A 13,396-nucleotide genomic window follows, 5' to 3' on the forward strand; every position below is an offset into this window, starting at 1 on the left:
TCGGGCTATGAAACACCGCACTTTCTTCTGGTTTATCCTGCCGTCCTTAGCTGCGATGATCTTTTTCATTGCGCTGCCCATCGTGTCAGTAGCCGTGCAGTCGCTATTCGTGGAACACGAGCAGATCATGGTCGAGGTTGAAAACTGCGGACCGTTCAAATGTGAAACGGTGTTGCAGGTCGATACCGAGGCCACCGCAGCCCTGCAGGAAGAAGCGCCTCTGGGCCGGTTCAACGGATTGGGGACATATACGAACCGTAAGCACCTTGCGTTTGAGCAGGTCGGTGTCACCTGGAACGAAACCGACAGTATTGGCGAGTTCTTGTCCGAGTTGCTGAATCTCCCATTCTACAAAGCGCTTATCTTCACGCTGACTTTTACCTTTGTCGTTACGCCCTTTGTGATCGTGTTAGGTCTCGGTGTTGCGCTTGCCGTAAATACGGTGCCGCGCTTGCTGAAAGGGCCGACAATCTTCGTATCACTTCTGCCGATGATCGTAACACCGCTGATCGGCGCACTGATCCTGTTTTGGATGGTTGATGCAGACGGAATCATTGGCGCGACTTTGCAAAGAATCTTCAACGATCCCAACCTGTCGCTTAAAGCGTCAACACCGCTGACATGGATCATGTTGATCGTATACGGCATCTGGAGTTCAACCCCATTTAGCTTCATTGTTTTTTACGCAGGGCTGCAGACCGTTCCGTCCGAGACGCTTGAGGCCGCAAAGATCGACGGCGCCTCGCGCTGGCAGGCCATTCGTTATGTGGTCGTGCCTTACATGATGCCGCTGGTGGTGTTCATCACCTTGATGCAGCTGATGGATAACTTCCGGGTGCTGGAGCCAATCATTGCTTTCCAGGCCTCGGCCAAGGCAACCTCGCTGTCCTACATAATCTACAATGACCTGCGGGGCGGTGACATCCCGTCCTTTGGGTCAGCCGGTGCCACGTCGATCATCACGATTATCGGAGTGGCCATCCTGCTGGCTCCGGTGCTGATCCGCACCTGGCGCGACTTTAACCGGAAGAGGGCCTGATCATGTCAACATCCGTCGCAAACAGACGCTCCAAGGGGTTGATCTGGTTTACCACCAGCTTTGTGTTCCTTTGGGTATTGATCGCCGCCGGGCCATTCTTTTGGACGGTTTGGGGCTCATTCAAGGTTCAGCCTGATTTCTTCTCAAAGTCGGACTGGACGAATGCGCTCTATGGCGTCGCGACGAAAGCCGAAACCGGCAGCGCGTTTACAGGCGCCGGATACTACGGCGCTTGGGTTGAGCAGGAATTCTGGAGGAATACCCTAAACACCGCGATTGTGGTGTTCTTTACGGTCATCATTTCGCTGACCTTGGGTACATTGGGCGGCTACGCTCTGGCGAGGTCAGGGTATCGTTACGCATTCTGGTTGCTGATGCTGGCGCTGGTGTTCCGCGCGATGCCGCATATCACACTTGTCTCGGGCTATTTGCTACCGTTCTTTGAGTGGAACATCTGGGGCAAATTGGGAACGACGATCGTCGTAATGGTCGCAATAAATCAACCCTTCACACTGTGGATGCTGCACTCATTTTTCCTGAACATCCCAAAAGACATGGATGAAAGCGCCATGGTCGACGGTTGCACGCGATTTCAGGCCTTTCGGCACGTAATCATTCCGGTGATGTGGCCAGGTGTGATTACCACAGGGCTGTTCAGCTTCCTGCTGGCCTATAATGACTTTACTATCGGTGCAGTGCTGCTGAATTCGGAAAACCAGACAATGGTTCCGAAAATTGCCAGCTTCCTCGGTACCGTGCGCGAAACCGGCGACGTCATGTTCGCGGTCGGTGCAGCAGTCAGTGCGCTGATCCCGCTGTTCTTCCTTGTGCTGTTCTTCCAGCGCCAGATTGTCAGCGGCCTGACAGCCGGTGCGGTGAAAGGATAATAGCGAGCGGGGTCGTGTCGGCCCTGCTGTTCTGAACAGGAGGGAAAATGTCACGCGACTATGGATCGGCGCAGCCACTCAAGCGCCGACATATGCCCACGCTCTTTGATGTGTCGTTGCGACGCTATACGAACAACCGTACCATCCGCATCCCGGATGAGTTCGGTCCGAAGCAAAGCCTTCGCGGGTTTGATCCTGATTACAACAATATCATCGACTATATCGTCCGCATTACCCATCGCATTTGGGAAACCGAAGCGCGCGAGGTCGACTATATCGCGGCCTGCTATGCTCCGACCTCTCTGATCTACGACGATTATGGATTGCAGACTGGCAGCAAGAAGATCATTGCCGATACCCATCATACAACCGGCGCCTTTCCCGACATCATCCTGGATGCGGAAGAGGTGATCTGGGCCGGGGATGACTCGGTCGGCTTTCACACGTCGCACCTGACGCGGATCATCGGGACCAATACCGGTGACAGCCGCTATGGACCGGCAACCGGCAAGAAGGTCAGCGTCATGGTCATCGCCAATTGCGTGGCGCTGGAGAATGACATCTTCCTTGAACATGTGCTCTACAACACATCAGCCATGCTGCAGCAGCTTGGCATTGACCTGTGGGACGAGGCCGACCGGCTTGCGACCGACCCGCCTCCGGGATGGCCGCGCAGCGCGCAGATCTGGGACGACCTGCGCCGGTCTGCCGCCCCTGCGCAGCCGCTCTCGGCCACTGATCCGGTTGACGGCTTTGACCCCGATGCCTTTGCGCGGGATCTGCATGACAATATCTGGAATGGCGACATGAGCATGGTCGATGCCAGCTATGTCTCCGATTTGCCCTTTGAAGGGACGACGGAACGCGGGTTCAAAGGCAGCGCCGCCTACAAGGAGTATGTCGACAGCCTGCGCCGCGCCTTTCCCGACCTCTCGCTTCAGGTGGATGAAGTGTATTGGATGGGCAATGACGATGACGGTTGGCTGATCTCGACCCGTTGGAGCGCCGAGGCCACGCATGACGGCGACACCGATATGTATCGCGCGGCAAGCGGCGCGGCCTGTCAGATCTGGGGCATCACCCAATGGCGTGTCAAGGATGGACGGGTAGAACAGGAATGGCAGCTTTTCAACGAATTGGATCTGATGATGCAGATCGCCAGAGCGCGCCGGGATACGGTCTGAGACATACCACACTCCGGCGGGTGCAACCGACGGCACAATCTGAAACACGAAAGAAAAGACATGTCGGATTTACAATCTGCAAAAAACCTCGTGCGGGCTTACTTTGAGGCGCTCGACAACGATCCGGTAGCTGCGGCCAAGCGCCATTTTGCACCGAATGCGATCTGGCGCGGTTACCATCCGTTCCACGAAATCCACGACCCGGTCGAGGTGGCCGAACGGTTCTGGAGGCCGCTGCAAAACAGTCTGCGCAGGATGCAGCGCCGGCTGGATATTTTCATGGCGGGAGACAATCATCTTGAGGCGGGTGGTGTCTGGGTCGCTTCGATGGGCCACCTGATGGGTCTGTTCGATGCGGATTGGCTGGGTATCCCCCACACCAACAAGATTGCCATGCTGCGCTATGCGGAATTTCATCGCGTAGACGGAGACAGGATCACAGATACGGCAATGTTCTTCGACATTCCGCATCTCATGGCTCAGGCAGGATTGAAGGTGTTTCCGTCCCAGACCGGTGCGCAATTGGTGCAACCCGGTCCGATGACACATACGGGCGTCATGTTCGACGCGCAGGATTCTGAAGAGGGTCGCAAGACACTCGCCGCGATCGAGTTCATGATCGATGACATTCGCGATTGGACAGGCCGTGAGGAACTCGGTCTGGAAGAAGAGCTGCCGCGCAGCTGGAATGACGACATGATCTGGTGGGGTCCGACTGGTATCGGGGCGACCTATACGATTGAACGATACATCAAGCAGCATTCAGGGCCCTTTCGCGATGGCTTGGCTGATCGCGCCTTCAACGGCCATATCGCGCGTATAGCCGAAGGTGAATTCGGTGGTTTTTTCGGCTGGCCAAATCTCACGCTCAGGCCATCGGGTGGATTTATGGGTATGCCTGCCACTGACAAACTCAGCGATATGCGGGTGATTGATATGTATCGGCGGAGCGGCGACAAGCTGACGGAAAACTGGATATTTATCGACTTGCTGCATTTTTGGAATCAGCAAGGAGTCGATCTGCTTTCACGCATTCCGCATATGCGCAGCTAAAGGGGTAGGGATGAATTGGACGGGGGCTCCGTTACCAAGGTTTAAGCGCGCCAATTTTTTCAGCGATCATATCGCAGCTAGGTAGCCAGCTCAGCGCAAGGTTGTCAGGGTGCAGGTTGGTCGATAGGCTTCCCTCAGCGGACGCGTGCGGGCCCAAAGGAGAACGACGATTTGATCGAAATGATTGATCGGCTCTTTGAAGCCTTGCCATATCTGGCTCTATTCGTCGCGATTTCCCTTGGATACCTTGCCGGAAAGCTGACCATAGGGCGCTTTGTTCTGGGCGGCATTGCGGGAACGCTGCTGGTTGGTGTCGGGGTTGGTCAGTTTGGCGTCACCATAGACCCCGGCGTCAAAACGATCTTTTTTGCGCTGTTCATTTATGCGGTGGGGTATCAGGGTGGTCCGCAGTTCGCCCATGCCCTGAATCTGCGATCGCTCAACCAGCTCATCTCGGCATTTGTCATGTGCTTTGCTGGCCTGATTTGCGTTGTTGCGGCGGCTTGGCTGTTTCAGCTTGATCGGGGCACTGCAGCGGGGCTGGCGGCGGGTGGGCTCACTCAATCGGCGATCATCGGTACGGCAAGTGGTGCAATCTCCAAGCTGGATGTTTCCGCCGATCTGATCCGCACGATGGAAACCAACGTCGCCGTCGGCTATGCGGTGACCTATATTTTCGGCTCGCTCGGCCCGATCCTGATCGCAACCTGGCTCATTCCCTTGGTGATGAAATGGGATATTCGCGCCGAGGCGATCAAGCTGGAACAAACGATGGCTGGCGGGCGCACGGTATTGGGGCCGGGACAGTTCAACGCGGTGCGCGATGTGGTGACGCGGTTCTATCTGGTGTCCGAAGGCAGCGCCGCGATAGGTCAGCAGGTCTTGGCTGCGGATGCGGCGGTCGCGGATGCAGCCATCGAGTCGGTGATACGCGAGAGCGCCGCACTCGATCTGTCCGAAGCAACAATCATTGCCGCAGGCGACGTCATTGCCCTGTCCGGCCCCACCGCCATTGTGCAGAAGTCCGCAGACTATTTCGGTCCGGAAGTGATCGCGCCCGAGGGGTTCGAACTGGTTCAGGAAAGCCGCGAGATCATCCTGACCAACCGCGATCTTGTCGGGCTGGACTTGCAAGAGGTGCATGACAAGGTGGGCGCCGACATCCGCCACGGCGTCTTTCTCACCAGCGCCCGGCGGCTTGGACGGGAATTGCCGATTGCGCCGAAACTGGCTCTGCGACGGGGCGATGAGTTGCATTTCACCGGTGCGCCGAAAGATCTGGATCGGATGCAGAAGCTGCTCGGCTACAAGATCTCGGCAGCGGCGGTTACCGATTTCATATTCTTCGGTCTCGGGCTGGCTGTCGGCTTCCTCCTGGGGATGATCGAGTTCAAGATCGCGGGCATTCCGGTCAGCATCGGAACCGGCGGCGGTTGCCTGCTGTCGGGATTGCTGTTTGGCTGGCTGCACAGCACGCATCAGCGGTTTGCCGCGCTGCCGGTGGGGGCCTCGAATTTTCTGCGGGATTTTGGACTGGCGGTGTTTGTCGGTGCCGTAGGCATTTCCGCAGGCCCGCAAGCGCTTGAGACGCTGCGCGAGTCCGGCCTGACGTTGTTCTTCCTCGGGGTCGCGGTGACCATCATTCCGCAGATCGTCGTGTTCTTTTTCTCCTACTACGTGCTGCGCATTCAGAACCCGATCGAGGCTCTTGGCTGTCTTGTTGGCGGGCGCAGCGCCAATCCCGGCTTTGCCGCACTTCTGGACAAGGCGGGTAACGCCACGCCTGTGGTGTCATTCACCGTCACCTATGCGGTCGCAAATGTATTTTTGACGCTTTGGGGGCCGATCATCATCGGCGTGATCAACACCAACCCGTCGCCCTAACCCAAGGAGATGTCCGATGGACGACCTGGATATTGCCAAACTTGCCGATCTCAGCCCGTTCGAGCTGAAGGACAAGCTGATCGAAATTGCCAGCTCGGATGCGGACCGGATGATGCTGAATGCCGGGCGCGGGAACCCGAACTTTCTTGCCACCTTGCCTCGGCGCGCCTTTCTGCGACTGGGCGAGTTTGCGATGCAGGAGGCCGAGAGGTCTTATTCCTACCTCAACAGTGGATTTGGGGGGCTGCCTGACGCCGAGGGCATCGTCCAGCGCTTTGACGCCTTTTCGAACCACAACGCTTCCGACCCCGGTGTGACCTTCATCCAGTCGGCGATCTCTTATGTGCGCGATCAACTTGGGTTGGACCGCAAGGCGTTCCTCAGCGAAGCGGTTGGGGCGTTTCTGGGCTGCAATTATCCGGTGCCGCCCAGAATGCTGAGCCATGCCGAAGAGATCGTGAAAGCCTATATCGCGCAGGAAATGTATGGGCCAGTCCCGCAGCAAGGTGACTTCTCGCTCTTTGCCACCGAAGGTGGCACGGCGGCCATGACCTATATTTTCCAGACGCTCAAGAACAACCTCCTGATCGATGCCGGTGACAAGGTTGCGCTGGGCACACCGATCTTTTCACCCTATCTCGAAATTCCTCCCTTACCTGGATACGACCTTGAGATCGTCGATATCCGCATGGATGAAGAGGATGACTGGCAGTTCCCCGAGTCCGAGATCAAGAAACTCGAAGACCCGGCGGTCAAGGTGTTTTGCGTGGTCAATCCCAGCAACCCGCCTTCCGCAAAGCTGTCGCAGGCTTCGCTTGACCAGATCGCCGATCTGGTGAACGGCCCGCGAAAAGACCTGATCATCATCACCGACGATGTCTATGGCACCTTTGCAGATGACTTCGTGTCGCTCTTTGCCCGCTGCCCGCGCAACACGCTCTGCGTTTACTCCTTCTCAAAGTATTTCGGTGCGACGGGTTGGCGGCTTGGCGTGATCGGGCTGCACGAAGAAAATGCGATCGACACGGCGCTTGCGAAACTTTCGGAGGACGCCAAACAAACCCTCGACCGGCGCTATATGTCCCTGACGACCGAGCCCCGCGCCCTGCGCTTCATCGACCGCCTTGTCGCAGACAGCCGCGCCGTGGCACTGAACCACACGGCGGGTCTGTCGCTGCCTCAACAGCTTCAGATGACGTTGTTCGCGCTGAACGGGCTGATGGACATCGACGGTCGCTACAAGGAGGCCGCCAAACGTCTTGTGCGGCACCGTTTCGATACGCTCTACAAACATATGGGCACAACGCCTGAGCTGGACGACAACGACATCGCTTATTACACATTGATCGACCTCAAGAAGCTGGCTGCCCGCCTCCATGGCGGCGGCTTTGCCACGTGGTTTGAGGACAACAACAAGGCCACGGATTTTTTGTTCCGACTGGCGGACGAGACGGGGGTGGTTCTGCTGCCCGGCAAAGGGTTTGAGGTGGTCGACCCTTCGGCTCGCGTCTCACTCGCGAACCTGACGGAACACGACTACGCCAGCATCGGCAAATTCGCCCGAAGGGTGATCGACGAATACCATGCTGACTACAGCCGTGAGACCGGATCGCATTAGTGCCATCCTGTCTGGGTCCGGCCCACACCAAACCGCGCTCTGACAAGCGTCTGCGTCGAAGAAAAACCCAGCGCGGCGCATGGAGACGGTTCAGGTCATCAACTTGCGCACCGACCCGATTTTGACCGCCCGGCCTGTCCGGCGCGATTGAACTGCGGCAAAGGTCAGGGCCAGCGACCTTAGGTTGGATTGCGCCGAATTCATCGGGTCGCGATCCTCTTCGATTGCGCAGAGGAGTTCGCCCATGGCGCCAGAGAACCCATCATTGAACCACTGACCCTCAAGCTCTGGTCGCGCGATGCCTTCTGCCATGGTCAGCGTCAGGGCTTGGGAAGAAAGATCCGGCCCGTCTGACATCAGGCTGCCGCGCGTTCCGGCAATATAGGTCGTGTCGCGCGCGCCATGGGGGGTACTGCCATCGAAAACAAGACTTGCCTGGCCGCCATCAAGCTGCACCAGGGCCTGCGCGAGCAGCGGGACCTTATTGGGCTGACCCTGCGCGCGCGCCGAGGCGGCAAAGACGCTATGGGCGCGGTCCCCGGTCACAGACGTTAAGAAATCGAACCAATGCACGCCGAAATCATAGAGAAGCAGATCCTCGATTTCATCAAAGGGCGTGCCAGCGGTCCACCCGTGATCCCAATGGATCGAGATATGTGTCGAAAGAACTTCTCCGATCAAACCCGCTTGAACAGCTTCGCGCATCCAGGACATATGCGGCGACCAGCGGCCATTCTGGTTGACCGCAAGCTTCACGCCATGGTCGTCGGCGAGTTTCACGAGGTCTTCGCCAATGTCGAGGTCTGTTACGAAAGGCTTCTGACTCAGCACATGTTTGCCGGCCTTCAGAGCGGCTTCGATGATCGGCAGGCGATGCTCTGGGTGAAGGGTAATGTCGATGACACTGATATTTCGATCCGTCAGAAGTGATTGCCAATCGTCTTCGATCCGCGCCGCGGGGCAATATTCAGCAGCCTTTTCTTCTGCTTTGCTTCGGGTGCGGTTCCAGAGCGCGGCAACCTCCCAACCGGCGTTGCGATAGGCGTCCAGATGGCTGGCAGAGATTCCACCGGTTCCGATCATGCCGATCCTGGGCCGATAGGTCTTGGGGTGTGGCGGACGGTAGGGCAATGAGGGCGCTTCGATTGCGGGCAAGCCCGCCGATTTCAGGGCATAGGTGTCGGTATCCGCAGAATCTGAGGTCATTGGAGCAGCCCCAAGGTCCGCTTCTCGGCGGCTGATTGTACGGCGGTGTCGACTATTCGCTGGGCTGTCAGGCAAAGTTCGGGATCAAGCGGGCCGCTCACCGGCCTATCTTGTGCGAGGCACCCCAGAACATATTCGATGGCGTTGCGTTCACCCTCCGGCAAGGGGTCGGCGGGGATATCATGCCGCGCAGTCCGGGTGCGGGTCTGCACGGTAACATGGTCTGCGTAGTCAGGCGATGAGATGGTTCCATCGGTGCCGACAAAGACAAACCCGCAGGTGGGCTGAGGCTGCGTCGTCCAGGGATCGGTGAAGGTGCCCCAGCGGGTCTCCATCTTCGACAGACCCTTCGCATAGCGGCAAACGGCGATGGCGTGCTGGTCGACCTCGATGCCGGGGGTTTCGTCAACAGTGCAGGTCACCTCAAGCGGGGCCTCACAATTCATGTACCAGGTGCCAAGCGTCGCGCCGTAGCCAAGGTAGTCAAGCAGTGAACCCCCTCCGGACGCCTTCTTGTACCACCAGGACTCGGGCTTTTGACGTTCGACCTCTTCGGCGCTGACCTCAACCTTGTCGGCAAGATGATAGAGCGGGCCGCGATTGCCGTCATAGAAATGAACTTCGCGCAGCTCTCCGATCAGGCCTTCATCGATCAAGCGCTTTGCGGTCACATGGCTTTCGACCCAGCGCAGCGGCCAGTTGATGATCATCTGTCTGCCCGACCCGTCCATCGCCGCGATCATGCGCCGGGCGTCCTCAATCGACGCAGCGAAGGGTTTTTCGACAAAGAGATGAAGATCTTGCGGCGCTAGCTTCTCGGCGTAATCGGCATGATCTGCCGTGGCCGCACAGAGTATCGCCATGTCATAGGGCCCAGCTGCCATACAGGTGTCAAAATCGGTGAAAACAGCCGTCTCGGGAATGGCAAATGTTTCGATCGCGGATTGCATCCTGGCGCGGTCGGGATCGAAGAGTCCCGCGATTTCAGCATCTGGATGCTCATGCACCATGCGCAACAGATCCCCCATATGCATATGATCAAAGCTGATGCCGACGATACGGATTTTGGACATGGGAGCCTCCTGTCAACGTGTGCCGGTGATCCTTACATAGAGCGCGGTAACTGCGAGAATGATAAGTCCAAAAAGCGCCGTGCGTGCGCCCTCGGGCATCTGCAAGAGCGTGAGCATCGTATCGAGGACGCGCAGGATCAGCGCGCCGACGATTGCACCCGCATAGCTTCCGCGCCCGCCAAAGATCGATGTGCCGCCAATCACCGCAGCAGCAACCGATGGCAAGAGCAGCGGATTGGCCAGGCTCAACGAGGTCTGCCGGATCATCCCGAGATAGAGCAGACCGGCAAGTGCTGCAATGAGGCTGGAGAGCACATAAAGCGCCAGATAGACCTGCCAGGCCCGCACGCCCGAAAGCTTCGCCGCATGTTCGTTCGACCCAAGGGCAAAGAGCAGGCGGCCAAAGCCCGTATACCGCATGAGCCATAGAATGAAGAGTGCGAAGGGGACAAAGACAATCAGACCGTTTGGCATGCCCGCCGTGCGACCGGTGCCGAGCCATGCCAGGAATTCGGGGATATGCGTGCCCGCATTGATGACCAGGCGCTGATAGACCTGCAGGCAGCCGGTGGCGATCAGCCCGGTTCCCAGCGTCATGATCAAAGGATGCACCCGCACCAGACCCACCCCGATGCCATTCACCACGCCAACAGCCAGCGCAGCGGCGAGGGCGACAAGGATCGCTGGCGTGACGCCCCAAACAGCGCTCAGCGTGGCACAGACAAAAGCGGATACCGTGGCCACGACCCCGACCGAGAGGTCGATCCCGGCGGTGAGCATCGTCAGCACCTGACAGGCCGCGAGCATCGCCAGAGGGATTGCAAACTTGATGAGGTTGCCGACCCAGAAGGTCGAGATCAGCCCGTCTCGACCGGCGCGGATCGGCATGACTATTCCCGGACGCAACACCTCAAGCACCGCGATCATCAGGACAAGAAAGACCAGCAGGGGGATGATCGGGTTGTCGCGTAGGTATCGACCGAACCGAACCACTGGAGTGTCTGCGTTGTGGGTACTCATCGGCGTGCACCTCTCAAGGATGCGGCGGTCCCTAGCATCACGACCGCGACCATGATGGTTCCCTCTATGATCGTGGTGACGTTTGGATCAACAGCCAGCAGCGTCAGGATCGTGCGGATGATACGCAGGATGAACACGGCGATGATCGGTCCGAGCAAACCGCCCTTGCCTCCGCCCAGAACAACCCCGCCCAGCACCACAGCCGCGACCGACGCCATCAGATAGGGTCCCGGAACGGGCTCTCCGATTCCGGTCAGGGCGGCGAGGCTCAAGCCGCCCATCGCGCAAAACAGGCCGCAAATCCCGTAAGCCGCGATCTTGGTGCGCCCTACCGCAACGCCGGAACGGAACGCGGCGAGTTCGTCCGACCCGGTAGCGTAGATGGATAGCCCAAGTTTGGTGCGCCGAATGGGAAGCCAGACGATGGCAATGCCAAGCGCGATGACCAAAAATGCCTTGGGGAGGCCGTTGAAAACAAAACTTCCGCGGATGGCGTGTTCAAGCCAATCGGCCGTTGCACCGCCCGGGCTCTCTAGGATCAAAAGGGCCGCGCCCTCCCAGACAAAGAGCATCGCAAGCGTCACGACGATGTCAGGCACACGGGTGAGGACGATCAGGGCGCCGTTGATCACACCCATGGCAAGCCCAAGACCAAGCACGATGATCAGCGCCGGGATGCCCGCCATGCGCTCCATGAGCACAGCCGCTGTCACGGCGCAGACGGCCATCATCGAAGCGACCGACAGATCAATGCCGCCGACGATCACAACCACCGCCATGCCAGCGGTGGCAAAGGCAAAGGGCAAAGCGGCGCGGGCAATGCTTTCCAGCCCGGAGACACCGAAAGACGGCTGAATGAGCTTTGTGACGACCAGAAGGACAACCAGCAGGGCCGCAAGGCCCGACACCCAGGCATGTTTGCGGACAAACCGGCTCACGCCGCGCCCTCGGTTGTGGTCAAGCCGTAAGCGGCGCGCATCAGGGTCTGTTCGTCAGCCTCGGCTGCGTCGATCACATCGACCACCCGGCCATTGAAAATGACGACGGCGCGGTCACAGGCCAGCGGCACCTCTTCAAGCTCTGACGTATAGAACAGGATGGCCGCCCCTTGTTCGGCAAGCTCGCGCACCAGGGGATAAATCTGTCGCTTGGTGCGCACGTCGATGCCGCGCGTGGGATCGAACAGCAGCAGCGTTTCGACGCCGGTTGCAAGCCAGCGCCCAATCGTCACTTTCTGCTGATTGCCACCCGACAGACGCTGCACTTCACCCTGCGCGCGCGTGTCGATCTGCAGCTTCTCGATGGCATATCCCACCCGCTCACGTTCGTGGCGCCGGTTCAGCGGTCCCCAATTGGCCAGCCGGGCAGCGAATGGTAGCGCGATGTTTTCTTTCACCGAACGTTGGGACAGAAGGGCGTCAGCCCGGTTTCCCGGCACGAAGGTGAGGCCAGCAGCGATGGCGTCAGCGGGATGGGTGAAACTGACAGGTCTGCCATCAACCTCGATCCTGCCCGCGCTGGGCTTTTCGAAACCTGCAAGCACGTCGAACAACTCGTCCTGCCCTTGGCCTTCCAATGCGACGACACCCAGTACCTCGCCGGGGTAGAGATCAAAGGAGACATCGGAGAATTTTGGCTCGGCGGCCAGCGTCCTGACACTGAGGCGCGGTGTCTGGCTTTGCGCGAGTGTCGTCTGTGGCATCGCCCTCTGGCCAAGATCAAGTTTCTGACCGAGCATCAGTTCGACCACGCGATCCTCTACCCCCTCTTCGATGTCCAGATCACCGACGGTCTGACCATCCCTCAGAACAGTCGCGCGGTCACAGAGATCAGAGATTTCCGTGAAGCGGTGCGAAACATAGATCACCCCCATCCCGTCATTTGCCTTGCCGCGTACCGTTTTGAGCACGCGGTCGACAAGATCGGTCGGCAATGCCGCCGTCATCTCGTCCAGAAGCAGAACGTCGGGGTCGGCGGCCAGAGCACGCGCAAGATCAAGGATGCGCAAGGTTGCCAAAGGCAGATCGCTTATCATGTCCGACTGGGCAAGATCTGTGATGCCGAGTTCAGAAACCCAATGTCGGAAGGGCTCGGAGGGTGTATCGGTCAGGCGCAGATTGTCGGTCACGTTGAGATCGGGAATGAGCGAGGGTTCCTGATAGACAGGGACGAGACCTGATCTGCGCGCCTCTGCTGGGCTGCCCACCAGTGCCGGTTTGCCGCGGATCAGGACATGGCCGGTGTCGGGTTGCAAAGCGCCGGTAATGATCTTGACGAAGGTGGACTTCCCGGCCCCATTGGCGCCCATCAGAGCAACGATTTCTCCCTCAGCTACCGTCAGCCGCGCATCAGTCAACGCCCGCACGGCGCCGAAGCTCTTGGCCACGCCGGACGCGTCAAGGAGGGCTGTGTTTGTCATGAAGATCTCTGGT

The 13,396-nt window shown here is 58.6% G+C and carries 11 protein-coding genes; 6 read left to right on the forward strand and 5 right to left on the reverse strand.

Going from position 1 to position 13,396, the window contains the following annotated elements; all coding sequences use genetic code 11:
• Window positions 1-7 precede the first annotated feature (7 nt).
• From AB1E34_RS06825 to AB1E34_RS06850, 6 genes are all read left to right on the forward strand, one after another.
• Window positions 8-1,039, forward strand: a complete 1,032-nt coding sequence (locus tag AB1E34_RS06825) for a carbohydrate ABC transporter permease (RefSeq protein WP_372571586.1) — start codon at window positions 8-10, stop codon at window positions 1,037-1,039.
• Window positions 1,040-1,041: 2 nt separating this feature from the next.
• Window positions 1,042-1,926: a carbohydrate ABC transporter permease gene (locus AB1E34_RS06830; protein WP_372571587.1), complete on the forward strand. Its 885-nt coding sequence runs from the start codon at window positions 1,042-1,044 to the stop codon at window positions 1,924-1,926.
• Window positions 1,927-1,973: 47 nt separating this feature from the next.
• Window positions 1,974-3,110, forward strand: a complete 1,137-nt coding sequence (locus AB1E34_RS06835) for a nuclear transport factor 2 family protein (RefSeq protein ID WP_372571588.1) — start codon at window positions 1,974-1,976, stop codon at window positions 3,108-3,110.
• Window positions 3,111-3,170: 60 nt separating this feature from the next.
• Complete coding sequence (locus AB1E34_RS06840) at window positions 3,171-4,163, forward strand: nuclear transport factor 2 family protein (RefSeq protein WP_372571589.1); 993 nt, start codon at window positions 3,171-3,173, stop codon at window positions 4,161-4,163.
• Between the two features lie 180 nt (window positions 4,164-4,343).
• Window positions 4,344-6,047: an aspartate-alanine antiporter gene (gene aspT, locus AB1E34_RS06845; protein ID WP_372571713.1), complete on the forward strand. Its 1,704-nt coding sequence runs from the start codon at window positions 4,344-4,346 to the stop codon at window positions 6,045-6,047.
• A 16-nt stretch (window positions 6,048-6,063) separates the two neighbouring features.
• Window positions 6,064-7,665, forward strand: coding sequence for a bifunctional aspartate transaminase/aspartate 4-decarboxylase (locus AB1E34_RS06850; RefSeq protein WP_372571590.1), 1,602 nt, complete (start codon window positions 6,064-6,066; stop codon window positions 7,663-7,665).
• 90 nt (window positions 7,666-7,755) lie between these two features.
• On the opposite strand, the gene AB1E34_RS06855 is transcribed toward AB1E34_RS06850, so the two are convergent.
• From AB1E34_RS06855 to AB1E34_RS06875, 5 genes are read right to left on the reverse strand one after another with little or no spacing between them, the layout of a single operon-like run.
• Window positions 7,756-8,871: a Gfo/Idh/MocA family protein gene (locus tag AB1E34_RS06855; RefSeq protein ID WP_372571591.1), complete on the reverse strand. Its 1,116-nt coding sequence runs from the start codon at window positions 8,869-8,871 to the stop codon at window positions 7,756-7,758.
• Entirely contained in the window at window positions 8,868-9,944 is a 1,077-nt protein-coding gene (locus tag AB1E34_RS06860; RefSeq protein ID WP_372571592.1) for a Gfo/Idh/MocA family protein, read from the reverse strand. Before AB1E34_RS06860 ends, AB1E34_RS06855 begins: the two co-directional genes overlap by 4 nt.
• Before the next feature lie 12 nt (window positions 9,945-9,956).
• On the reverse strand, window positions 9,957-10,964 hold the full coding sequence (locus AB1E34_RS06865) for an ABC transporter permease (RefSeq protein ID WP_372571593.1): 1,008 nt from the start codon (window positions 10,962-10,964) through the stop codon (window positions 9,957-9,959).
• A complete protein-coding gene (locus tag AB1E34_RS06870; RefSeq protein ID WP_372571594.1) occupies window positions 10,961-11,902 on the reverse strand; it encodes an ABC transporter permease in 942 nt (313 codons plus the stop codon). Before AB1E34_RS06870 ends, AB1E34_RS06865 begins: the two co-directional genes overlap by 4 nt.
• Window positions 11,899-13,383, reverse strand: coding sequence for a sugar ABC transporter ATP-binding protein (locus AB1E34_RS06875; protein ID WP_372571595.1), 1,485 nt, complete (start codon window positions 13,381-13,383; stop codon window positions 11,899-11,901). The genes AB1E34_RS06870 and AB1E34_RS06875 overlap by 4 nt, the downstream gene beginning before the upstream one ends.
• Between the last annotated feature and the right edge of the window lie 13 nt (window positions 13,384-13,396).

The sequence above is a fragment of the Ruegeria jejuensis genome (assembly GCF_041537905.1).
Classification (GTDB): Bacteria; Pseudomonadota; Alphaproteobacteria; order Rhodobacterales; family Rhodobacteraceae; genus Ruegeria_C.

Coding starts and splice junctions, on each gene's coding strand:
- AB1E34_RS06865 (WP_372571593.1), bottom strand. CDS start 10,964: ATGAGTACCCACAACGCAGACACTCCAGTGGTTCGGTTCGGTCGATAC.
- aspT (WP_372571713.1), top strand. CDS start 4,344: ATGATTGATCGGCTCTTTGAAGCCTTGCCATATCTGGCTCTATTCGTC.
- AB1E34_RS06835 (WP_372571588.1), top strand. CDS start 1,974: ATGTCACGCGACTATGGATCGGCGCAGCCACTCAAGCGCCGACATATG.
- AB1E34_RS06875 (WP_372571595.1), bottom strand. CDS start 13,383: ATGACAAACACAGCCCTCCTTGACGCGTCCGGCGTGGCCAAGAGCTTC.
- AB1E34_RS06855 (WP_372571591.1), bottom strand. CDS start 8,871: ATGACCTCAGATTCTGCGGATACCGACACCTATGCCCTGAAATCGGCG.
- AB1E34_RS06830 (WP_372571587.1), top strand. CDS start 1,042: ATGTCAACATCCGTCGCAAACAGACGCTCCAAGGGGTTGATCTGGTTT.
- AB1E34_RS06840 (WP_372571589.1), top strand. CDS start 3,171: ATGTCGGATTTACAATCTGCAAAAAACCTCGTGCGGGCTTACTTTGAG.
- AB1E34_RS06860 (WP_372571592.1), bottom strand. CDS start 9,944: ATGTCCAAAATCCGTATCGTCGGCATCAGCTTTGATCATATGCATATG.
- AB1E34_RS06850 (WP_372571590.1), top strand. CDS start 6,064: ATGGACGACCTGGATATTGCCAAACTTGCCGATCTCAGCCCGTTCGAG.
- AB1E34_RS06825 (WP_372571586.1), top strand. CDS start 8: ATGAAACACCGCACTTTCTTCTGGTTTATCCTGCCGTCCTTAGCTGCG.